The sequence below is a fragment of the Reichenbachiella sp. genome (assembly GCF_033344935.1).
Lineage (GTDB): Bacteria > Bacteroidota > Bacteroidia > Cytophagales > Cyclobacteriaceae > Reichenbachiella.
The window spans coordinates 3992723-4016307 of sequence record NZ_JAWPMM010000001.1 but is presented as its reverse complement, the minus strand read 5'-3'; the positions used below and the strand labels follow the sequence as shown (position 1 = coordinate 4016307).

Genomic DNA, 23585 nt, shown 5'->3' with positions numbered 1-23585 from the left:
TCTTTTATTTTCAATTCTTATTTAGTCTTACTTTTGGTTAAAACCAAAATTCATGTACTCATTTCATCACCGTCTATTGATTTTAATTTACCTGCTTCTTTTGAGTAGTTTTTCGTTTGCTCAAAGGCCAGAGACGGCAGTATTCGATATACAAAACTATCGGTTTGATGTTGTTTTGAATGACACAAGTGATGTGGTAAGAGCCATCGCTATTGTGTCCATTAACTATCCTAATGTTGTGCCTGACTACACGGTATTGGATTTTGCCAACACCGGAATGGAAATAAATGAACTTTCATTTGATGGGAAGGAAGTTGATTACCTGCATCAATCAGATGTTTTAAAAGTGTCTACTCCAAATGCCGTTGAGATTGGTGGATCGGCTGAATTGATTGTGACCTATCAAGGTATTCCTTCGGATGGTTTGGTCATTTCTCAAAACAAATATGGTGAGCGTACTTTTTTCGCTGAACATTGGCCGGATCGTGCACATCATTGGCTGCCGGTCATCGATCATCCATCAGAAAAAGCTACTTGCGAGTTTAGAGTAACTGCGCCGGCCAAGTATAAGGTGGTGTCAAATGGAGACTTGCAAAACGAGCGACTTCTAAATTCAGATTGGAAAGAAACTATTTGGAAGATGAGCAAACCGATTTCTGCTAAGGTGATGGTAATTGGAGTGGCCCCATTTATAACCCGACCTCTAGATGATGAAGGGGTAATAACAGCTTGGGTATATGGAAAATCGAAACGGTTGGCGCTACATGATTTTTCTGAGGTACCGGCCATTTACGAAATGCTGATAGACTATATGGGTGAGTACCCTTTTTCAAAATGCGATCAAGTAGAATCGAGCACTAGATTTGGTGGGATGGAGAATGCGGGAAATATCTTTTACCCAGAGATGTCTTTGACAGGCAAACAAAAAATTAATAAAACGATAGCTCATGAAATTGCTCATCAGTGGTTTGGTGATGCTGTGACTGAGACTGATTGGGCAGATCTTTGGATCAGTGAGGGCTTTGCCACCTTTTTTGAAAATTATTGGGTGGAGGTAGCATTGGGTATGGACAGTCTTTTGGCCAAGCTGGAGGAAGAGGAGAAAAAAGTATTGAAATATCAAAGAAAGAACCCTCATCAAATGATCGTTCAACAACCTCAATCCAACTTGAACAAACTGATGAATCCCATGACTTACGATAAGGCAGGCTGGATGTTGAGAATGCTCCGCTATCAGGTAGGAGAAGAAACGTTTCAAAAAATCGTGCTGGCATTTTACGAGCAGTACAAATACGACTTGGCGAGTACAAAGGATTTTATTTCGATAGCGAATTCAATTTCAGATTCGGACTTAAATAAATTTTTTCAGCAGTGGTTTTATACCCCAGGAGCACCTGATATCCGATATAGTTGGAGCTATAAAAAAGGGGAATTGTTGATCCATTTTGAACAGCAAACGGAATACGTTTATCAATTGGATTTTGATATTCAGATAGACTATCAAAATGGAAATCAGGAAAATAAACGTGTGACACTCAGAGAGAAAAGTCAAACGATTGAATGGGTGTGTGATGAAATTAAAGAGGTGAAAGTTGACCCATTCAATATCATCCTCGGAAGTTTTAAGAAAAAATGAGCGTGAATAGGGTAATCGTTCGGAAAGGTTCTATCGAGGAGGTAGTGAGACTCAGCAATGAAATTCCTGAGTTTGACAATCCGCACGATAAAGAGGTTTACGAAGATAGACTGAAAAGTAAAAAACACCTTATTGCGATTGCGCAAGTGGAGGGTGAGTTGGCTGGATTCAAGGTGGGTTATGATAAGTTAGGTAATTCCTCTTTTTATACTTGGATGGGAGGTGTGCTCCCAAAGTTTAGAAAAATGGGAGTGGCTAAAGTACTGGCAGACTTTCAAGAGCAGTATGCGATTGAAGAAGGCTTTGATTCTGTGATTTTGAAAACTCGAAATCGTCATAAGAATATGCTTCATTTCGCCTTGAAATCTGGTTTTGAAATCATTGAGGTAGAGCCACGAGTCGAATCTTCTGAAAACCGAATCCTGCTTAAGAAACAATTAAAATGAGACATGAGATGCCTTTTGCATCATTCGCTCTTGTTTTTAAAGAGATACGCCATATTATTGAGAAAATTTTATCAGATGAATATTAGGATCAGTTTTTTAGTTGCCTTGTTGTGTATTTCTACCTCTCTACTGGCTCAAGAGAAATATACCATTTCCATCGATTTGAATACGGTGGTGGATGATAAAGTAAAAGTGATCTGTAAGGTGCCGAAGGTCGAAGCAGAAGAAATAGAATTCCGAATGCCTAAGATCGTACCAGGTACTTATTCTATTTACGATTTTGGTAGATTTTTCACTGATTTCAAGGCAATTGATACTGAAGGCAATGAGCTGGAAACTCAGCGACTGACAGACAATCGAATTTTAGTAAAGGAGAGCAGAGCACTGGCGTCAGTTTCCTATTGGATCGACGATACTTTTGATTCTGATAAATCTAATTTCATATTTGAGCCGGCCGGTACTAATATAGAAGAGGGAAAGAACTTTGTCATCAATACCTTCGGATTTGCTGGTTACCTGCAGGGCATGAAGGATTTTGCTTACGAATTGCATATAGATTACCCTATGGGAATGTATGGCGCTTCTGCATTGGATAAAGTATCTACAAGCAACTCGTCAGATGTCTTTTTGGCTGCTAACTATTTCGATCTTGCCGATGGGCCAATTATGTATTCGTCGCCTGATACCACGACTTTCGAAATTGGCGGTGCTGAGATATTGATCGCTGTTTATTCTCCCAATAAAGTTTTAGATCCAGTTTTCGTAAAGGAGCAAGTTGAACCAACCCTCAAAGCACAACACGAATATCTTGGGCAGCTGCCAGTAAATAAATATGCCTTTATCATTTATTTATTTGATACCAGTCCTTTATCTGGCAAGTTGGGTGCGTTAGAGCATTCATATTCTTCATTTTACTGTTTGCCAGAAATAGATCCATTTCGATTGGCACAAGTGATTCGAGATGTGGCGGCTCACGAATTTTTCCATATTCTAACCCCTCTCAATGTGCACTCCGAGGAAATCGGTGATTTTGATTTTATCAATCCGAAAATGTCAAAACATCTATGGTTGTATGAGGGAATGACGGAATACGCCGCAGGTTTGGCTCAGGTAAAGTATGGGGAGATGTCACTAGCAGAATATCTGAATGTATTGGAAGGTAAGATTGCTCAATCCACTTCCAGATTTGATGATCAATTACCTTTTACCGAATTGAGTCTTCATTGTCTTGGGGAAACAAAAGATGAATATGGCAATGTCTATCAGAAGGGTGCCTTGATTGGGATGGCATTGGATATACGATTGAGGGAATTGTCCGAAGGGAAGTATGGTGTACAAGATATGATGCGCGATCTAGCAAAGAAGTATGGCAAAACACAATCATTTAAAGATGAGGAGTTATTTGATGTCATTACTGAAATGACCTATCCTGAGATTCGAGAGTTTTTTTCTACGTATGTGGAAGGAACTACTTCTATACCCTATGAAGAAGTGCTTGAGAAAGTTGGAGTGGCGTTTGAGCGTGCACGAACTGAAAAAGAATTGTCGCTAGGGCACCTCAGTTTTTCTGTGAATGAATCGGATAACCGATTGATTATTCAATCTATTGATCAGATGAATATATTCGGTAAAGAAATGGGATACGAAGTTGGTGATATCATCTACAAATTTGATGGTGTTGAAATTGATATTGAAAACTATGAGGAAGAATTCCTGGCTTTTACAGATCGTCATCAGGTTGGAGACAAAATCCAGGCGATAGTGTTGCGAAGCGATGAGAAGGGTAAACTCAAAAAAGTAAAACTAAAAGCGGAAGCCATTGAAATCGACAGGAAAATTGAATCATCTGTAATGCTTTCGGATAATCCTTCAGAAGCTCAATTGAAATTAAGAAAGGCTTGGATTAACAAATAAATTAACAAACAACCGTTGAAAATACTTCCGGGGTTGACTCTCTGGAAATGTTAAAAATTTCTTCCTATTAAATCCCCGATAATCGTTCGGTTCGCTTGTAGATTAATGTAAAATTTTCCATTTTACTAAAGAACTAATTCCTACATTGATATGGCGAAGAAAGGTAGTGAGAAAAAAATATTTGTCCTTGATACATCAGTAATTCTCTTTTCACATGACTCCATAATGAACTTTGCGGAGCATGATATTGGGATACCTATTACGGTATTAGAGGAGTTAGATAATTTCAAAAAAGGCAACGATACATTAAACTTCGAAGCACGTGAATTTGCCAGACTTTTGGATGGATTAGCGAAGGACCATATGCTTCAGGATTGGATTCCGCTCAATGGGAAAACCAAAGGAAAATTTAAAGTGCTCATGCACTCGGAGGCCGATCCCGATTTTGATGCTGTTAGGATTTTTGGGGATAGAAAAAATGACCACAAAATTCTAAATGCTGCCCTCAGACTCAAAAAAGAAGAGAAGGGGCGGAAAGTGATTTTGGTTTCGAAAGACATCAATCTCCGGTTGAAAGCGAAGTCCCTGGACCTAACCGCTGAGGATTACGAAACCGGAAAGATCAAGGATGCTTCGGAACTCGTAACTGGAAAGTACGAGGTAGGTAAAGTGCCAGCTACAGCTATAGATACACTTTACAAAAAAGGAGAAATAGACCCTAAGAAAGTAGCTAAGGACTATGCGTTTCATAACAACGGGTATTACATTCTCAAAAGCCCTAAAAATTCTGCGCTGAGTTTTTACAACCCTGTGACAGAAAAATTGGGTCATGTAGAAAAGAAAACGGTTTACAACATCAAGCCACGGAATGCAGAGCAGGCTTTTGCGATTCATTGTATGATGAACCCGGATGTAAGGCTGGCGGCTATAACCGGAATGGCAGGTACAGGTAAAACCTTATTGGCACTGGCCTGCGCATTGGAACAAAAGCGCGAGTTCAAACAGATCTACTTGGCACGACCGATTGTACCGTTGAGTAATAAAGATATTGGTTATTTACCTGGAGATATCAAGTCCAAGCTCAATCCGTATATGGAGCCACTTTGGGATAACCTGAAGTTTATTCAAAATCATTATAAGGAGACGGATAAGGAGTACAAACGATTGACCGACATGGTGAATCAAGAAAAACTGTTGATCACACCTTTGGCTTATATCAGAGGAAGAAGCTTATCCAATATTTATTTCATAGTGGACGAGGCACAGAACTTGACCCCACATGAGGTAAAAACGATTATCACGCGTGCCGGAGAAAATACTAAAATTGTCTTTACAGGAGATATACATCAGATTGATACACCCTATCTTGATTCACAAAGTAATGGTTTGTCCTACTTGGTAGATCGCCTTCAGGGGCAAGAGCTTTTTGCTAATATCAACCTGGAGAAAGGTGAACGTTCTGAGTTGGCTAACTTGGCGAATGAACTTTTGTAATGACAGGAGGGATAGGATTTTCCAGGCAGGGCAAGCAAAGTTTTGATGACAATCGAAAACTACTGAAAGCAACTGAGCCTTATTACCGATCAAAAAAAGATCGTTTTTTCTCCAGAAGAAAAATTAAATTTAAAGTCACTAAAGAAGATATTCACTATTTAATTATGGTGAAAAAAGCAAAGGCAAAACAAGCGTTTCGAAATAGGGTTGGAATTTTCTTTGTATTGCTGGCAGTTGTTATTTTGATTGTTTGGGTATTAAGTTGGTGACAAATCATCCTATTGAATAAAAAAGCTTAACAACGGAGGCCATGGTATAATCCATGGCCTCTGTTGTTTGAGGAATATTTTTAGGCCTTTGCCTTTTGCGCTTCAGGTTTAGAGAACTTAAACAAATCCAGAAAGGCCATTCCATTCAAGCCTGGACCTTGTCGGCTTACTTTCATTAGTTTTTTCAAAAACTGCTCTAATGGGAATACACAAAGCGCAATCACCACATCGATCATAAAGTCAATCACCGGCGTACTTTCAATACCTAAGGTTCCACCAGCCACGGTCTGCAAAAATTCGATGACCATGACTATCGTTAGAATGGTTAGCCCTTCGGTTACAATCACGTACTTCTGTTGTGCCTGACGGTTCATAATTACCGAACCTATCACCAAACCAGTCATGAATATAATCTGCAAGCCATAGAACCAGAGCGTTTGCCAGTAAGGAGGTTTGATGGTGAACTTCACCGTTTTTAATTGCTGGATTTGACCAAAGTGATCCCGAGACCTGATGTCAAGTTTGTATTTGTTTGGAGGTAAGTAGTTGAAGCTGATATGATTATTTGTAGACCACTCAGACCAACTATCATTTAGACCGCTAAGCATATATTGATATTCTATTTGTAGCAATCCGCGGTAGTCTGGTCTGGCCATTTCAAAATAGAAGGAATTCTCGTCATGTTCAAAAGCTATAGGTCCCTTCACATTGATGTTCACATCTCCTTTGTTACTTTTTGCTTCACGCAGATACATGTGATTTCTCCAAATCAGTGAGTCATCCTGGCTTGGATAATACTTGAGTAACTCGTGAGAATCATCTATCAACCAAATGTTGTCTCTATAGTTGGTAATGAAAGACATGTCAGGAAATAGACCAAAAATCTCTCGTTTGATCACAGATTTGTTTCTATTGATTTGATACCAAGCCTCTCCATTATTTACCCAAACTTTCCCTCCATGCTCTTGTAAATGCTTGATGGGCCGACCTATTTTTTGCATCAAGGTGGTGTCTTCGAGAATGGTATCTTTGGCACCGTCTAGATAGAAGTACCCTATGGAGTTAATTAAATAAAGCTGATTGTCTATGGCAGCTATTCTTACTTCATCTATAAACTGGTTGTGGTATTTGTATTCGCGAAAATCATGATAAGTCGAGGATAGTGAGTCATATCTGTACAGGTGGCTAGGAGTGGCAAACCAGGTGATGCCATTGTGTTGGTGGAGGGCACTGAGTACCATTTCCCCATGAAAATCGATTTGATCTTCTTGCACCCAAATCTCATCTTCGTGATTATACAGTTTGATTTCATTGTAGTGATTCGCAATTACAAGGCGACCTTCATGATTATCAATAAAAGTAAATCTTATTGGCTCATGAACTACAAGCTCAGCCAAGTGCTCGAATTCCTTCTCTACTTTGTTGTATTCTTTTTTGATTTCATACAGACCATTGGAAGAGGCAACCAGTAGCTTTTTCTTATATCGAATAAATTTTTCACACTTCGCTTCGATGCCGTCTACTTTGATGAACTCATACCCAGAACTCACCAGATGCTTTTTTACTCGCCGTTCATATTTAGTAGTCGTCCCTTTCGTATTTCCTCCGGAAGTTGGGCCTTTTTTCACTCCTCTGGATCGCTGGGCTTTTTTCTGTTTTTTTGATACGGAAGCAGTAGTGGCTGTGGCTTTTCCTCCCTTCACTGGCACATAATACACCGTGTTTTTGTAGTTGAGACTTTTTTCCAGATAGAATACGCCCTTACTGGTAGATACATATAGATGCCCGCTGAACCAATAAATATCTTTCAGGTTGCCTTCGAGACCGTGGTAGTTGGTGAAACTTCTAAACGGTACACCAATTTCTAATCTTGACAAACCGAATTCATGAGAGATCCAAAGTCCTCCTTCATGATCCCGGCCGATCGTATAAATCTCATTATCTGGCAGTCCTTTATCATGATTGATTACATCGACAATTTTTGAGTGTCGATTGCTATAGAGTATAATGCCGTCTTCGAGGGTGCTGAGTGCAAAATGATTATCGTCGACCCAAACGCCATTGTTTACAAAGGACTCGTGTTCGGTAAGGAACTTAGACATTTTGCACTCATAGAAGTTCTTTTTTCTGTAGATATAAACTTTATTGTCGGTAGTGCCGGCTACATATTGATCTCTAGTAGGGTGCTTATCAAAAAATAGAAATTGCGCATTTTCAGGAAGCTTCCAATCCAAATCATCTACTAATTGATCTTCATGGTAGCGGTAAATTTTCTTGTTGGTCTGAACCATGATTTCTCCGTCGGCCTCAAAGAGATAAGTGAAATACTCATCAGGATCGTCCAAATAGGTAATGAAAGATTTTTGCTGCCCTAAGTGATATCTAATTACATTAGTCTCACTAATGAAAAATGCCACAGAATCTCTAACAATAGTTTTGAAATAGAGACTTTCATCCGTTTTATTAGGATTTAATGAAATGAATTGATATTTGCCATCTAAGAATCCAAACTTCCCAAAATCTCCTGCACATCCCACAAATATGTGGCCCAAAGAGTCAAAGTCGATAGAAAGGGCAGCACTCGGAGTAGCTTTAAATTCCCAGTTGTTTCCTTCATAAAGCAACACACCAGATCGATTGGCAATGCATAACTGACCGTCGTCATTTACCTTCAGCTCAAAGTTGAGATTGTCCAGACCGTCTACATCCAATGAATAGTGCGAGAGTAGAAAATCACCCTTTTGTGCTTGAGCAATACTTGTTAAGAACAACAAGAAAATGAGTAGGTAACTTTTCAAAGTAGAAATAGGCATCGGGATTTGATTTAGTATGAAAATACTTTATAGTCAAATATAATAAGGTTGAGAATATTAACCTTCCGGTATTTTTTATTAAAAAATGAATATTAATGAGCCTTCACCTTTTCTTTCCTTGTACAGCGTATCTTCAATTATTTAATTTAAAAATCAAAGCTGTTTGTTGAGTCTTATATATTTGCCTAACTTTTGAAAAAAGCAGTTGAATAAAACTTGAAAATGGCCAATCACAGAGAAAAACTGGGAAAATTTCTTGAGAGCCCAAGATTCCAAAACTTCATCGTTGGACTAATTATACTCAATAGTATTACCATTGGGATGGAAACTTCTAAACCACTGATGAGAAACTTCGGTGCTTTCTTCCAATGGATCGATGATGCTATTCTAGCCGTCTTTGTCATTGAGATTGTTCTAAAGCTGTATGCTTTTAGCTATAGGTTTTTCACGAGTGCCTGGAATATTTTTGATTTTTTAATCGTGGCGATTGCGGCCGTTCCAGCCGCTGGCTCATTTTCAGTATTCCGTACGGTTCGAATTTTAAGAACACTTCGACTGATCAAGAATGTGCCAAAACTCCGTGTGATCATCGAAGCGCTGATCAAATCCATTCCAAGTATCGGTTGGATCATGGTGTTATTGATTATGGTCTTCTACATTTTTGCTGTGTTGGCGACTAACTTATATAGCCAGGAATTTCCGCAGTGGTTTGGGGATATAGGTGAATCTATGTTTACCTTATTTCAAATCATGACACTCGAAAGCTGGTCCTCCGGCATAGCTCGACCGATGATGGATCAAACGCCTTATGCTTATTTGTTCTTCATTCCGTTCATATTGATTGCAACATATACTACGCTCAATATCTTTATTGCCATAGTGGTGAATACGATGAATGAGATGCATATGCAGGATGTGAAAGAAGAGGAGGAGCTGAAATCCGAAATCACGTTGGCAGAACACCGAAAGTCTCAGCATCAGATCGAAATGCTCAATAGAAAAATTGATCGACTGATCAAAAAGCTCGACAAATAAAAAGTCCCATCATTCGAATGCTTTCGGAAAACGGGACCTTTAAAAATCAAACTAGGAAAATTACTTCTTATACGAATAGAGTCAGCTGAAAGTTTAGCCTTTCGGCAAAAGCAAAGAAGTATCGCCATAACTCAAGAATCTGTAGTCATTGTCAAGCGCTTCTTGATAGATTTTTTGCCAGTCGTCTCCTACAAAAGCAGCAACTAACAATACCAGGGTGGAGGCAGGCATGTGGAAATTGGTAAACAGTCCCTTGGCGACTTTAAAATCATATCCAGGGTAAATAAATATTTCCGTTTCTCCTTTCAACTCTGACTTACCCTTTTGATCCATTTTGGCCAAAATAGCTTGCATAGATTCCTGCAAAGAAACGCCCTGAAGGCGCGCTTCATAAGGATCATTTTTTTCAACGAAGAATTTTGTCGAGCTGTCTTTTGTCAATTTTACTCCGTACCAATAAAGGCTTTCCAAAGTACGCAAAGCGGTGGTGCCTACAGGAATGATTGGCCCCTTGGCAGCCAATATGTTTTCAATGTTCACTCTATTTACAATGATTCGTTCATTGTGCATGTCGTGATTTTTGAAGTCCGCGTCTTTGATAGGACGAAAAGTTCCGGCACTTACGTGAAGTGTGACTCGATCTTGTTTCACACCTTTCGATTTGAGCCGTTCCAGAATTTCATCTGTAAAATGTAAGCCGGCTGTTGGAGCAGCTACTGCGCCTTCAAGTTCGGAAAAGACAGTTTGATATCGATCTTTGTCTTCTTTCTCTTCTTCTCGATTGAGGTAGGGAGGCAACGGCACATGTCCTGCAGCTTCAACTATGGTCAAAAACTCCTGATCTCCGGCCCAAGAAAATTCAACCAGGTTTTGTTCACGATCAACTAATCCGGCTTCGATATTCAGTTCTTCATTTAGCGCAAGCGATAGAACATTCTCATCCTTCCACTTTTTTAGGTTGCCTATCATGCATTTCCAGGTGCATTTATTTTTAGCTTTCAGTGCTTTTTGAAATTCGGTGTGCGGCAGGATTGGTTCTGTGAGAAATACCTCGATTTGTGCGCCGGTAGATTTTTGAAAAAAAAGTCGGGCGGCTATAACCTTGGTGTTGTTGAGAAAAAGCAGTGCGTTTTCTGGCACCAAATCAACTACCTCCTTGAATGTTTGATGTCTGATGTCTCCAGCTTGATAGAGCAAGAGTTTGGAGTCATCTCTATTTGCCAAAGGATGTTTAGCAATGCGCTGTTCGGGAAGTTCGTATAGGTATTTTTCTAGCGAAGCAGAATCTGAGGCCATCGGATATTTATTTGAAAGTTCAAAATTCTGATATTCTAATCATAATGCGGAACGAATGGCTAATTTTATTCAATCTTTATAGGTCAGGGTTTAAATCCTGACCTATATAATCAAATATGACTTTTATGCCATTAGCTCTCAAATTCGCCAAACACATTCTGAAATTCAAATTTGATGCAGGTACTTCTCGTGGAGTACTCAAAACCAAAGAGGCCTGGATTCTCAAGGTATGTCGGAAAGATGACCCGAAAATCTTTGGGCTAGGAGAGGTAAGTACGATCGAACGATTGAGTTTTGACTACAGCGTGGATTTTGAGGCTGAATTCGAGGATTTGAAAAAGTCACTGTCACAAGAAGAATTGCCTAGTTCGAAAGAAGGAATCTTCAAATTAGTAAGTCGGGTAGTGTCTGAGTTTAGACCTGCCATCCGATTTGGACTGGAAACGGCCTTGCTTGATTTGTTTCATGGTGGCAATTTCAAAATTTTCGATAATTCCTTTTACAATTCAGAAAAAGGCATTCCTATCAATGGATTGATATGGATGGGAGAGAAGGATTTTATGAAAAAGCAGATTGATGAAAAGCTCAAACTCGGTTTCAAATGTATTAAACTGAAAATAGGAGCTATTGATTTTGATGCTGAATGTGAGCTGCTCAAATATATCCGCGCTCAATATCCTGCGGATCAATTGATTTTAAGAGTAGATGCAAATGGTGCTTTCATCACGCAAGATGTTTTGAAAAAACTTGACCAGTTAGCAGCGTTTGAGTTACATTCTATCGAACAGCCAATCATGCCGAAGCAACCCGAAGCCATGCAATTGGTTTGTGAAAAATCTAAAGTTCCTATTGCCCTGGATGAGGAGTTGATTGGAGTTTTCGGCAAGCGTGAAAAAACTGAACTGCTTAGAGACATCAAGCCAGATTATATTATTCTCAAACCTTCATTGGTAGGAGGCTTTGCAGCCACTGCCGAATGGATTGAAATAGCCGAATCTCAAAATATTGGCTGGTGGATCACCTCAGCCTTAGAGTCTAATGTTGGACTTAATGCCATTTGTCAGTTTACAGCGCAGTACGACTACACGGGTCACCAAGGCCTTGGCACAGGTCAGTTATTCGAAAACAACATTCACTCACCCTTAGCTATCCAAGGTGAAGAAATTGTCTTCAATCAGACACTAAGTTGGGACTTCGGAGACCTCAAGTTCAATTGATCTTCAAATTCAACTCGTTGATCGAAAGGAATTGACATTTATGAGAAATGTCACGAACTTTTATTCATTAATACAACACGGTTCGTTTATTAAATGAGAACAACCACCTAAGGAAGAATTTGCATTCTATATTATGGATTTGCTGGATGCTGCTGCTTCGTCAGTTAAGTGTTCAGCATTTTCTTTTCCAAGATACCTGTCGATCAGGTGATGCCCCAAATAGATCAGCGGCGTCAACAATATAGCCACACTGAATTTATAAATGTAATTGATCGTGCCCACCGCCATGACTTGTGCAAAAGGCCATTGGGTATTCTCAGGTGCAAGTAGATAAAAAGCGATAAACAACACAACAAAGCTATCGATCAGCTGTGAGATCAAAGTGGAGCCCGTTGCGCGCAGCCAAATCATTTTGGTGCCTGTAATCCTTCGGAGTTTTTGAAAAACATATACATCCAATAATTGCCCAATCAAAAAGGCGATGAGTGAACCTACGATGATGCCCAGTCCCTGACGGAAAATGGCCTTGAAGGCATAGTTGATATCGAATACTTCACCATTTGGGTCTGTACCATTCACACTCAACCAAAAATCTGCAGGAGGCAGAATCGTGATCACATAAATGATAATAAAAGCGAATGAGATGAGTCCGGCCGTAAGAAAACTAATTTTCTTCACGCCAGCCTTACCGAAGTATTCATTGATGATGTCGGTAGTCAGGAACACTACTGGCCACAGGATGACACCGGCTGTAAGGTTAAAATCTAAGACAAAGTCTCCGAACAGCTTGATCTGTGCAGGGTTGACTCCTATCGCTTTCTCTGCGGAGAATATCTTCACACCCACTAATTCTGCCAATAGCGCACTGGTGATGAATATTCCAGCGAGTACCAGAAAGAGGTTTGTTTTTTTGTTTTGAAATTCAGCCGAAGGGGTGTTCATTTTATGTTTTCACTTATTATTAGATAAAAATGCTAAGACTCTGTCATTCTCTCCATCTGTCAAATAGAAAGCCTAATCTAGCAAAGATGAGAAAACCAACAATTATTAAGACAATTATCATATTTTGAATATTTGTAAGGTATTTTTAATTCTAAGGGCTTTTTTCAATTCCAAAATAAGGAATCAGTAGGAGTAACCCCAAGGATGTGAGTATAATCTTTTCCGTCATTGCGAGGCGTACAATTCGACGCTAGTCGAATGTACAACGTGGCAATCTTAATTTTTCAGTTGTCTGCACGAAAATTGGATAGAATAAGTCCGATGGAGATTGCCACGTCGTTTCTTTTGCTTGCGCAAAATTTACTTCTCGCAATGACGTACTTTATCAAAGAGCCCTCTTTTTTATGCAATCACTCCACCCTAAAAACCTCACCCTCAATCGCCAATTCTGCTTTTTCGAAGATACTTCTGGTTTCGGCGAGCATGGGCTCAAGCTCTTTGTAGCGGGTGGAGAAGTGACCGATAAGCAATTTGTTTACGTTTGCTTTTTTAGCGATTTCACCTGCTTGTTTGGTCGTGGTGTGGTGAGTGGCTTCGGCACGTTCTTTCATATCTTCCATGAAGGTCGCCTCATGATAGAGCAAGTCCACTTTCTGGATATAGGGTAAGATACTTTCCGTGTATTTGGTGTCGGAGCAGAAGGCATAGGAGCACGATCGGGCCGGGGGCATAGTATACTTGTCATTGGCAAGCAGGACATTGCCATCATCATCCAGAACATCTTTACCGTCTTTCAGCGCAATGATTTTGAGCGGTGAGATGTCCTTCTCCAGCAAGCCTTTTTTGATTCTACGCTTCTTTGGTTTTTCTCGAAAGAGGAATCCCGAACAGTCAATTCGATGATCTAATGGAAAAGAATGTACCGTCAGGTTCACATTCTCAAACAATAATTCACTTTCTCCCGGCGTCCATTCTGTCAAATTAATTTTATAATTCAGAGAAGACTGTGAGTACTTGAGTTGAATGGCGATGATTTCCTTCAGTCCAGGAGGGCCATAAATATTGAGTTCTTTTTTTCTGCCATACAAATGCATAGAGGAGATCAGACCCATCAATCCATAAAAATGATCCCCATGTAAATGGCTTATAAAAATGTGATCGATTCGTTGGGATTTGACCTTGAACTTTTTGAGCCTGGCTTGGGTGCCCTCTCCGCAGTCGATCAAAAACGGCACCTGCATCATAGTAAGGACTTGCGAAGTCTGATGTCTATGATGTGCCGCTATCGCGGCATTAGAGCCGAGGATTTGTAGGGTATATGACAATAAGTGTTGGTTTAGTTGATTGAGAAAATGGAGAAAGACTTAGTCTTCCCCATTTTCAAGGCCTTGCTCTAGCTCGTTCATAAAGACAGCGTCTACTGCTTCTTCTACGGTTGGAAGAATATCCAATACACCATCGAGCTGAGAGATTTTGATCAATTTCATCGCATGCTCTGAAACTCCAGCCAATATGAATGAGCCTTCTGCTTCAGAAAAAACTCTATTGCCTACAAGTATCGCGCTTAATCCAGAAGAGTCGATGTACTTCACATCAGACAAGTCCACAATGATATTTTTGATGCCCTGTCCTTGAATAGTCAGGAATTCTGATTTAAGATCTGGAGAAATCGTTGAGTCCAATTTTTCCTCATCTACTTTTAATGTGTTGTATTTTTCTTGTCTGTCTAGTGTAAACTTCATAGTCCTTGATTTAATCTCTTCTATTGTAATTTAATCGATTTTTCGATGTTCGACTGAATGCGTGCTTCGATATCTTCGGTAGGCACTCGGTCGAAAGTGTCTCCAGTGATTTTTTCGTAAAGCTCTATGTAGCGTTCAGAAATGGAATTAATTTTTTCTTCTGACATTTCCGGAACCTTTTGTCCATCCTTGCCTTGAAATCCCTCGGAGATTAACCATTGACGAACAAACTCCTTCGAAAGTTGTCTTTGTGGCTCGTTTTTATCTTGTAATTCCTGATATGTGTCTTGATAGAAATAGCGCGAGGAGTCAGGAGTGTGAATTTCATCGATCAAAATAATCTGACCATCGTACATCCCAAACTCATATTTGGTATCCACCAAAATCAATCCTCTTTCGGCGGCCATCTCAGTACCTCTTTGGAATAGCTTACGGGTATAATCTTCCAACTGGACATAAAGGCTTTCTTCAACGATGCCTTGTGCTAATATCTCTTCTCTGGAAATATCCTCATCGTGTCCTTCATGGGCTTTAGTCGTCGGGGTGATGATTGGCTCGGGTAGCTTGTCATTTTCCTTCAAGCCTTCTGGTAATGCTACGCCGCAAAGCACTCTTTTGCCCGCCTTGTATTCTCTGGCTGCATGTCCTGCCAGATAGCCTCTGATTACCATTTCTACCTGAAACGGTTCACATCTTTTGCCAACAGTTACATTAGGATCCGGTACCGAATCTACCCAGTTGGGTACAATGTCAGCGGTGGCGTCTAAGAACCGCGCTGCGATCTGATTGAGCACTTGACCTTTGTAAGGAATGGGTTCTGGTAGTACCACATCGAATGCCGAAATTCTGTCCGAAGCCACCATGACGAGTTGATTTTCAAACTCATACACATCTCGCACTTTGCCGGTGTATTTTTTGGTCTGTCCTTCGAATTTGTAATTGGTAGATTTTAGCCCTTTTGTCATGCGGCAAAAGTACATAAAATCGTAAATGTCATTTCGAACGGAGTGAGAAATCTTGTCATCAACTTTTTAAATTATCCGACTATAGAAAGTTGTGAGCCTCAGGGATCAATCTTCTCAGCCCTTCGCGGACCTGTTCCGCGATCTGTATGAAATGACAGCGTTTGTTTCGGAAAGAGATGCCGAAACAGGTGCCATAGCCGTCAAGCTAAGGTTTTCTCGACTGAATTTGTGGTTTGGGCATGGTATCCCAGTTAGGAATACCTAGTGTTCTTCCCCATATTTGTTTGATTTTTAAATGAACAAAAAGGCGGGCTTTTGATGTATTAGTGACCTGCCTTTTTTCTTTCTCAAAAATACTGTTTGGGGAAGAACCGACAAGAAATTTCACAACTAATTGAGGCTAAGGCCAGTTGTTTTTCAGGCTGTTTAAATAAGATTTTTTCTAAAGAGAAACTTGATCTTTTGGCCAGGGAGAGTGGCTTTGTACAGCGTAAGTCACGTTTGGACGCATCTAAGTTCCTTGATCTACTTCTTTTTTGTGATCAGTACCTAGATCAAGTGAGCCTTGAGGATCTGGCCAATGGTTTTGTTGAGCAACATGGTTTGTCTATTTCAAAACAAGCCGTCCAAGAGCGGTTCAATATCAAGGCTGTCGAATTTATGAGTGCTTTGCTTAGCCAATTGCTGGCTGGGCAGCTGAATTTGAACCCATCTGAACAAAACAAATTTAAGCGGTTCAATCGGGTGATGGTCAAAGATTCTACACGGTACACGCTTCCAGAGGCTTATGCCAAAACGTTCAAAGGTCATGGAGGCCAAGGCAGCAAGGCCCAGATCAGTATCCAGTATGAATATGATTTGCTTACCAATGTCACTCAAAGGCTGGAATTGACGGCAGCCTGCCGTAATGATCAAACAGATTCTAGGCAAACCCTGGGCGATATCGAAAAGGGAGACCTCTTGGTTCGGGACTTGGGCTATGTGACCCAGCACTATCTGAAGCATGTTTCCCAACAAGGGGCTTATTTCCTGAACCGCTTAAACAGCAGGTGGGGCGTTCAGGATGTGGACCAGGCTCCAATCGACTTTTCTGCCATATTGAGAAAACTCAACAAACACACATTGCCTGCTTTAGAGCTGGAGGTGAAAATCGCAGATATGCCGATGCGAATGATTGTTGCAAAAGTGCCCGAGCAGGTTTACAAACAACGTTTATTGAGGGCTGAAAGAGCAGCCCATGGTAGACACAAGGTCAGTAAAGAGTATAAAACAAGGGCATGGCTGAACATATTTATAACCAATGTGCCAAAAGCATGGGTTTCCACTTCACAGGTTCAAGGCATATACCGCACCCGCTGGCAAATCGAACTTGTATTCAAAGCCTGGAAATCACAAGCCCGAATTGACAAAATGAAAGCTATGAAACAGGAAAGATTCCAGTGCCAGCTTATTGCCCGCTTTATCTGGATCATGCTCCACTATCAAGCCTTCAGGTTAATAGAACAGGGCTTGCTTGACCAAGGAATGGCTATACGGTGCAGTCAGAATAAATTTTTCAAAACAGCTTTTAGGCTATCTAATGACCTCAAGAAAGTTGTTTTTGAAGACCAACCCCTAGAATACTGGTTTAAAAAATTACTCATCCGATCTGATAGAAAATATCTCACTGAAACCAAAAACGGAAAACAAAATGTGTTTAAGACCATAAACAACTTCTTAACTTGACGGCTATGGAAACAGGTGCGGCAAGGATATAATTAATTTATTTCTCAGAGACCAATCGCCCAAACTTATAAGTCTCCTTTTTCAGCACTTCGCCTTTTTTGTCGTAGTAGACCCACTCGCCATTTTTTTCATTACGTGTATAACGGCCAGTGATTTCTGGGTCTTGTGATTTGCTATATTTGATGTACTCGCCGTCCAATCGGTCAAACTTATAATTCAGTACTTCGGCTTTTTTTCCATTGCTGAAATAAACGGTTGCCTCTCCGTGCTTTTTGCCTTTTTCGTAAGGCTCTACTTTGGTGATATTTCCTTTTTCGTCGTATGTTGTACGCTTGCCTTCTAGCTTGCCTAGTTCATAATTTTCTTTCAATACCAAATCACCTTTGGCATTGAAGAACTTCCAGGTACCGGATTTGAAGTCTTCTTTGTATTGTCGGGTAGCAATGAGTTTGCCTGATTGATTATACTCCTCTTCAGTCCAGTTTTTTTCCTCGTTCGAGTAATTGGCTTTGATTTTCAAATCCCCATTGGGGAAATAAGTGAGGTTGGCGCCAGTCATTTTATCGTCTACAATGTTGAGCTTCTTCTCCAGACTGCCATCTTCGTAATACGATTTGAATTCGCCATTTCGCATGCCATTTTCATATTGCCCTTGCATTTTGATCTGGCCATTGCTGTAGTATTTGATGTACTCTCCGTGTAGCGAATGATTCGACTGCGTGGCCTTGGTATCCATCTGACCATTCGGATAGTAGCTGATCATGATGCCGTCGATGACACCAAAAGTATAATTGATTTTGGACTTTGGCGAACCGGATTCATAATAGGTGGTATTCAGTCCGTGCTGCTTTCCGTTTTTATAATTGACTTCTTCTTTCAAGACGCCTGTCGGATAATATTCTTTCACTAGCCCGTCGGGCTTTCCATTTTTAAATGTGGTAGTATTTTTGGTTTTCCCATTCGGGAAATAGGTGACCAATTCACCAATCAAAGAATCATTTCTGAATTGAACTTGCTGAATCAATTGACCTTCTTGATTGTATACTTTCGTCATACCTTGACGTAGGCCATTTTCATAAGTAGTTTTACGTTGAATTTTCCCGTTTTCGTAGATGTTTAGAAACTCACCTTCGCGTTTGCCTTCTTTGTATTCGCCAGTTACAATGACCTGACCGGAGGGGCTGAATTTTTTGTAAGGACCATCTAGTAGGATGGTGTCTTTTTCAATTACATAATACTCTTCCATCAAAGAGTATTTTTCATCATCATAATAGGTCTTTATTTTTTCTTGAGCAGAAACATGTGTTCCCACTGATATCAAAAACAAAAAACTGATTACGTACTTCATTAACTTTTCAAGCTGATAAATTCTGACTCAAGTGTATTAAACAAAAAAGACTTCAAACCTGAGTTGCCCCAAATCTAAAGTCTCTTACGTCTATTATTGTATTTTATTATACTTTTTCTATCACGATAGCTGAAGCACCGCCACCGCCGTTGCAGATACCTGCTACACCGATGTTGGCGCCTTTTTCATGTAGTACTGAATTCAGTGTCGTGATAATTCTCGCACCAGAGCACCCGAGCGGATGACCCAAAGCTACAGCCCCACCAAAGGCATTCACACTATCAGGATTCAAATCCAATTCTTTGATATTAGCCAAAGCTACAGCAGAGAAAGCCTCATTGATTTCGTAAAAGTCAACGTCAGATTTATTGATGCCGGCATTCTTGATTGCCTTTGGAATCGCCAATGATGGTGCAGTCGTGAACCATAATGGTTCTTGAGCAGCATCGGCAAATCCTCTGATCTTCGCGACTGGCTTCAGACCAAGCTCTTCCATTTTTGCCTTACTCATCAAGATCAAAGCAGAAGCACCATCATTGATGGTTGAGGCATTAGCAGCAGTTACCGAACCGTCTTTGTTGAAAACTGGACGAAGGCTAGGAATCTTATCGAATTTCACATTCTTGTATTCTTCGTCTTCCGTCATTACGATCGGGTCTCCTTTTCTTTGAGGAATCTCTACTGGTATGATCTCGTTTTTGAATAGACCGTTGGCCACAGAATCAGCGATTTTCTTGTAAGAGTTGATCGCAAATTCATCCTGTGCCTCACGAGAGATATTCATTTCCTTTGCCGTATTATCTGCACAGCTTCCCATTGGGAATTGATGATATGGTTCCCAAAGACCGTCGTGCATCAAACCATCGAGTAATTGTCCGTGGCCGTAGCCATGACCATATCTTGCTTTCGGTACATAGTAAGGAACGTTTGACATGCTTTCCATTCCACCTGCTACGATTACATCTGCATGACCAAGCATGATGCTTTGCGCACCTAACATCACGGATTTCATCCCCGAAGCACAAACTTTGTTGATAGTAGTGCAGGGTACATTGTAACCAATGCCAGCACCAATAGCTGCTTGTCGTGCAGGAGCCTGTCCTAGACCAGCTGACACCACATTTCCCATGAATACTTCATCTACTGATTCGGCTTTTACGCCTGCTTTCTCTAGTGCCCCTTGGATGGCGATAGAACCAAGTTTAGTAGCCGATAGGCTAGAAAGGCTTCCGCCAAAACTTCCGATTGGCGTTCTGACCGCCGATACTATATATACTTCTTGCATTTGCTTACTGGGTTAATATTTTATACTGGTAAAAATAAAAAGGACAGCGCATTCTTAGGAGAATAAGCGTCATTATTTAAGGAAATAAGAATAGTGTTCTAAAGAAAGTCCACCCTGCAAAATAAACCTCTTGTCTTGAGAAAAATCAATTCGCATTTGAAAGGTAGATTTGGAAAGCAGTGATAGATTGTTTTTTGTAATTGCTACAAGAATTTTTTTGTGCACACCTTGATATAGCTTTTAACCAACGAGAATTCTTCGAGATTCACCGAGTCAAACTTACAGCTGAAATAAATCACTTTATCTTGCTTTCAGGTTAGGTTGGTTAAAGCCTGTAAGCAATGTGTACGCACGCGGATAGTTGTTTGCAGGCTTCTTTTTTAAATCTCATTCAGCCTCAATAACGCCTTATCTTTGATAATACTCTGAACCGGGCGTCTTTCTATTTTGGATTCCAGCCAGGAGATAATATCGAAATAGATGAAAGCACGTCGTTCGTAGGGGTCTTTTGCCAATGGAATCAAATTTTCTCTTAGGGTACGAAATCGTTTGATTAGTTCCTCTTGTGTGATGTTGGTTTTCAGCCTTACCAGGAAGTTGAGAATGTATTTTTGATAAAGGTGCAAATCCTCTTTTTTAAGAAGAAAGCGGTAGGTGGATCTCACATAATATTCAATCAGTTCCATGTTGCCTAACTCGTAGTGAGCAATCAGATTGAGTATTCGAGCGAAACCATGAATATCCTCTCTCAAGTCAGCCTCTTTGGAATTAATGATTTGATTGAGCCAATAAATAGCCGTTTGATAGTTGTCATTCCCGAAATACAAACAAGCAGTTTTGTAAAACAGGATCACCTTCGAGTGCATATCTATCTGGCTAATAAACTGCTCCATGCCTGGCTTGATACGCTCCATCAGTTTTACCCCTCGCTCAAAATCTCCCATCAAAAACAAGCGGTTGAATTCATGCACGAAGGTGTATTTCAATAGCTTCATCCGAATATTTTCATTCAGCTGTGCAGGCGGTAGATTGTTGAGTGCTCTTAGCTCTCGTGTAGTCGCTTGAAATTCTCGGTATTTCAACAATTTATTTTGGGCGATCAGTAGATTGTTAAGACTATTGATATATGATTCCAGCATGGAATTGATCAGTGCCTTATTTTCATTAAACAGATGAACCAACTTGTTGGCATATTGAAATCCTTGTTCAAAATCTTGCAAGAAGAAGTAATAGCCGATATAAAGGTTGTAAAGGCTTATTTTCTCACTATTTGAAAGCTCTTCTTCAACAAATACGGGCAAGGATGCTGCGAATACATTTTGTATTTTGTTGTAATCAGTTTCATTCCGAATGAAACCAATTTTCTGATATAGGGATTGCAGTTTTACCTGAAGGTTGGAAAATGAATTGATGTTGTTGATTCGGTTGTTAACCCGCTGAACATCTACAATAATTTCATTGGTTCGAGCTACATTTTCTTTACCTGAAGTATGAAAGAGTACCTGTTTTTCCCACTTCAGTATTTCCAATTGCATTTCGAGGTTACCGCCTTTTATCGCAATTTTTTTCACTTTTTTAATCACCTCAGCACATTGCTTGTACAGCCCTTTATTAAACAAAATTTCAGCATGATCGATCATGTCCCGAATTTTGATGTTTGGCAACGTATTGGCATTATAATCTCGAAGTGAGTTTAGTATTTTGGTATACAAGTGGGCTTTCATGTTCGAAAGCTGTTTGGCTTTGATTGTTGAGTCCTTTTTTAGAATCTCTTCATCATTGAATTCACTTTGATTTTCAATGATGTTGAAAAGTCTGGAAAACTTTTTTTCTTCCCCATTGGCCATTGAGAGCTTGAAATAGCGCTTTTCACTCTTTTTGAGCGACTTGATCAAATGGAATAAAGCGTCCGATCTCTCTTTAGACATTGTAATTATATTTAACTTAGAATGGCCTGTTGTAAGTATTTAAACAAAAATACACTTTTTAGAAATCGTAATTAAAAAAATAATAGGCATTTTTTAGCGAATTGTCGCTGTTTAGTTTTGTATTCAGAATTAAATGAGAACTATGGACAATCGCATACACATTTTCGATACAACACTACGTGATGGAGAACAAGTGCCAGGTTGCAGGCTAGACACCAAAGGCAAACTTTTGATTGCTGAGCAATTAGAACACCTTGGAGTAGACATCATAGAAGCTGGATTTCCAATTTCCAGCCCTGGTGATTTCGAATCTGTTTCCGAGATTTCAAAATTAGTGAAAGATACGACTGTTTGTGGCTTGACCCGAGCAGTGCAAAAAGATATTGAGTGTGCAGCTGAAGCTTTGAAGCATGCCAAACGACCAAGGATACACACTGGTATTGGTACTTCCGATCAGCACGTTTTCACGAAAATCAAAACGACTAGAGAAGACATCATTGCCAGAAGTAAGCAGGCGGTCAAGTGGGCGAAGAATTTTGTGGATGATGTGGAGTTTTACGCGGAGGATGCTGGAAGAACGGATAATGAGTTTTTGGCTCAGGTGATTGAAGCAGCTATTTCCGAAGGCGCAACTGTGGTCAATATCCCAGATACAACAGGATATTGTCTGCCGGAAGAATATGGTGCTAAAATCAAATATCTGGTTGATAATGTGAAAGGAATCGAAAATGCGATCATTTCTACCCACTGTCACAACGATCTAGGTTTGGCTACAGCCAATTCTATCGCTGGTATCCAGAACGGTGCTCGTCAGATCGAGTGTACGATCAACGGTATTGGAGAAAGAGCAGGAAACACATCTCTTGAAGAAGTCGTGATGATTATGCGCAAACACAATTGGATGAAATCTGATACCAATATCGATGCTACTCGCTTGAACGCGATGTCGAGATTGGTTTCTGAAACCATGAGAATGCCGGTTCAGCCAAACAAAGCGATTGTAGGTAGTAATGCCTTTGCTCACTCATCAGGTATTCATCAAGATGGTGTAATCAAAAACAGAGACAACTACGAGATCATTGATCCTGCTGAGGTAGGTGTAGATGAGTCATCGATCGTGCTGACTGCAAGAAGCGGAAGAGCCGCACTAAACTACAGAGTGGAAAAATTGAATGTCAACCTTTCAAAAGAAGAGTTGGAAAAAGTCTATCACGAATTTTTGAAAGTAGCAGACAAGCACGATGTGGTGGATGATAAGTTGCTCAAAGGAATGCTGAGTGAGTATTTGATGATCAATGTAGAGCTATAAATCATGGACAATTACAACAATAAAAATAACCCGAAAAAAGAGAATCAACAGTTGGATACCTTTCAAGAAGAATTTGAAATGGACAAGAAGGAAATCACTGCTAGAGTGTTTTTAGCCTCTTCCCATTGTCGGGGTACCAACGAAAACTTTTTGTATGCCTTTGGCTGCGAGTAAAAATGGGTAAATGTCATCTAGCGATAGATGACTTTTTAATAAGTAAT

Annotated in this window: 19 protein-coding genes; 10 read left to right on the top strand and 9 right to left on the bottom strand. The window is 40.1% G+C overall.

Features of this window, described 5'->3' with window-relative positions:
* Positions 1 to 52 precede the first annotated feature (52 nt).
* The 5 genes from R8N23_RS17155 to R8N23_RS17135 all read left to right on the top strand — a co-directional run bounded on the left by R8N23_RS17155 (position 53) and on the right by R8N23_RS17135 (position 5759).
* Positions 53 to 1636 carry a M1 family metallopeptidase gene (locus R8N23_RS17155; protein ID WP_318172839.1) on the top strand — a complete coding sequence of 528 codons (1584 nt, stop codon included), beginning with the start codon at positions 53 to 55 and terminating at the stop codon, positions 1634 to 1636.
* Positions 1633 to 2082 (top strand): GNAT family N-acetyltransferase, encoded by a 450-nt coding sequence (locus R8N23_RS17150; RefSeq protein ID WP_318172838.1) that lies wholly within the window; start codon positions 1633 to 1635, stop codon positions 2080 to 2082. The genes R8N23_RS17155 and R8N23_RS17150 overlap by 4 nt, the downstream gene beginning before the upstream one ends.
* Positions 2083 to 2157: 75 nt before the next feature.
* Positions 2158 to 3996 carry a peptidase M61 gene (locus R8N23_RS17145; protein WP_318172837.1) on the top strand — a complete coding sequence of 613 codons (1839 nt, stop codon included), beginning with the start codon at positions 2158 to 2160 and terminating at the stop codon, positions 3994 to 3996.
* A gap of 150 nt (positions 3997 to 4146) precedes the next feature.
* The gene (locus tag R8N23_RS17140; RefSeq protein ID WP_318172836.1) at positions 4147 to 5490 is read left to right on the top strand and encodes a PhoH family protein; all 1344 of its coding nucleotides are present in this window, start codon (positions 4147 to 4149) and stop codon (positions 5488 to 5490) included.
* Positions 5490 to 5759 carry a hypothetical protein gene (locus tag R8N23_RS17135; RefSeq protein ID WP_318172835.1) on the top strand — a complete coding sequence of 90 codons (270 nt, stop codon included), beginning with the start codon at positions 5490 to 5492 and terminating at the stop codon, positions 5757 to 5759. Before R8N23_RS17140 ends, R8N23_RS17135 begins: the two co-directional genes overlap by 1 nt.
* Positions 5760 to 5839: 80 nt before the next feature.
* On the opposite strand, the gene R8N23_RS17130 is transcribed toward R8N23_RS17135, so the two are convergent.
* Positions 5840 to 8572 carry a triple tyrosine motif-containing protein gene (locus R8N23_RS17130; protein WP_318172834.1) on the bottom strand — a complete coding sequence of 911 codons (2733 nt, stop codon included), beginning with the start codon at positions 8570 to 8572 and terminating at the stop codon, positions 5840 to 5842.
* 222 nt (positions 8573 to 8794) lie between these two features.
* Here R8N23_RS17130 and R8N23_RS17125 point away from each other — a divergent pair, with 222 nt between their 5' ends.
* Positions 8795 to 9607, top strand: a complete 813-nt coding sequence (locus R8N23_RS17125) for an ion transporter (protein ID WP_318172833.1) — start codon at positions 8795 to 8797, stop codon at positions 9605 to 9607.
* A 93-nt stretch (positions 9608 to 9700) separates the two neighbouring features.
* On the opposite strand, the gene R8N23_RS17120 is transcribed toward R8N23_RS17125, so the two are convergent.
* Positions 9701 to 10903 (bottom strand): S-adenosylmethionine:tRNA ribosyltransferase-isomerase, encoded by a 1203-nt coding sequence (locus R8N23_RS17120; protein WP_318172832.1) that lies wholly within the window; start codon positions 10901 to 10903, stop codon positions 9701 to 9703.
* Positions 10904 to 11028: 125 nt separating this feature from the next.
* On the opposite strand from R8N23_RS17120, the gene R8N23_RS17115 reads away from it, so the two are divergent.
* Positions 11029 to 12120: an o-succinylbenzoate synthase gene (locus tag R8N23_RS17115; RefSeq protein WP_318172831.1), complete on the top strand. Its 1092-nt coding sequence runs from the start codon at positions 11029 to 11031 to the stop codon at positions 12118 to 12120.
* A 126-nt stretch (positions 12121 to 12246) separates the two neighbouring features.
* Here R8N23_RS17115 and R8N23_RS17110 read toward each other — a convergent pair whose 3' ends face one another.
* The 4 genes from R8N23_RS17110 to R8N23_RS17095 all read right to left on the bottom strand — a co-directional run bounded on the left by R8N23_RS17110 (position 12247) and on the right by R8N23_RS17095 (position 15769).
* Positions 12247 to 13062, bottom strand: coding sequence for a queuosine precursor transporter (locus R8N23_RS17110; RefSeq protein WP_318172830.1), 816 nt, complete (start codon positions 13060 to 13062; stop codon positions 12247 to 12249).
* Between the two features lie 410 nt (positions 13063 to 13472).
* Positions 13473 to 14387, bottom strand: coding sequence for a ribonuclease Z (locus R8N23_RS17105; protein ID WP_318172829.1), 915 nt, complete (start codon positions 14385 to 14387; stop codon positions 13473 to 13475).
* A 39-nt stretch (positions 14388 to 14426) separates the two neighbouring features.
* Positions 14427 to 14804: an STAS domain-containing protein gene (locus R8N23_RS17100; RefSeq protein ID WP_318172828.1), complete on the bottom strand. Its 378-nt coding sequence runs from the start codon at positions 14802 to 14804 to the stop codon at positions 14427 to 14429.
* Positions 14805 to 14824: 20 nt separating this feature from the next.
* The gene (locus R8N23_RS17095; protein WP_318172827.1) at positions 14825 to 15769 is read right to left on the bottom strand and encodes a phosphoribosylaminoimidazolesuccinocarboxamide synthase; all 945 of its coding nucleotides are present in this window, start codon (positions 15767 to 15769) and stop codon (positions 14825 to 14827) included.
* A gap of 360 nt (positions 15770 to 16129) precedes the next feature.
* Between R8N23_RS17095 and R8N23_RS17090 the strand changes: the two genes are divergently transcribed.
* Positions 16130 to 17494, top strand: a complete 1365-nt coding sequence (locus tag R8N23_RS17090; RefSeq protein WP_318169595.1) for an IS4 family transposase — start codon at positions 16130 to 16132, stop codon at positions 17492 to 17494.
* A gap of 37 nt (positions 17495 to 17531) precedes the next feature.
* Here R8N23_RS17090 and R8N23_RS17085 read toward each other — a convergent pair whose 3' ends face one another.
* The 3 genes from R8N23_RS17085 to R8N23_RS17075 all read right to left on the bottom strand — a co-directional run bounded on the left by R8N23_RS17085 (position 17532) and on the right by R8N23_RS17075 (position 22055).
* Positions 17532 to 18842: a toxin-antitoxin system YwqK family antitoxin gene (locus tag R8N23_RS17085; protein ID WP_318172826.1), complete on the bottom strand. Its 1311-nt coding sequence runs from the start codon at positions 18840 to 18842 to the stop codon at positions 17532 to 17534.
* Between the two features lie 106 nt (positions 18843 to 18948).
* The gene (locus R8N23_RS17080) at positions 18949 to 20127 is read right to left on the bottom strand and encodes an acetyl-CoA C-acyltransferase (protein ID WP_318172825.1); all 1179 of its coding nucleotides are present in this window, start codon (positions 20125 to 20127) and stop codon (positions 18949 to 18951) included.
* A gap of 380 nt (positions 20128 to 20507) precedes the next feature.
* The gene (locus R8N23_RS17075) at positions 20508 to 22055 is read right to left on the bottom strand and encodes a hypothetical protein (RefSeq protein ID WP_318172824.1); all 1548 of its coding nucleotides are present in this window, start codon (positions 22053 to 22055) and stop codon (positions 20508 to 20510) included.
* 142 nt (positions 22056 to 22197) lie between these two features.
* On the opposite strand from R8N23_RS17075, the gene R8N23_RS17070 reads away from it, so the two are divergent.
* Both R8N23_RS17070 and R8N23_RS17065 read left to right on the top strand, forming a co-directional pair.
* Positions 22198 to 23364: a 2-isopropylmalate synthase gene (locus tag R8N23_RS17070; protein ID WP_318172823.1), complete on the top strand. Its 1167-nt coding sequence runs from the start codon at positions 22198 to 22200 to the stop codon at positions 23362 to 23364.
* 3 nt (positions 23365 to 23367) lie between these two features.
* Positions 23368 to 23538 (top strand): hypothetical protein, encoded by a 171-nt coding sequence (locus R8N23_RS17065; protein ID WP_318172822.1) that lies wholly within the window; start codon positions 23368 to 23370, stop codon positions 23536 to 23538.
* Positions 23539 to 23585: the final 47 nt, after the last annotated feature.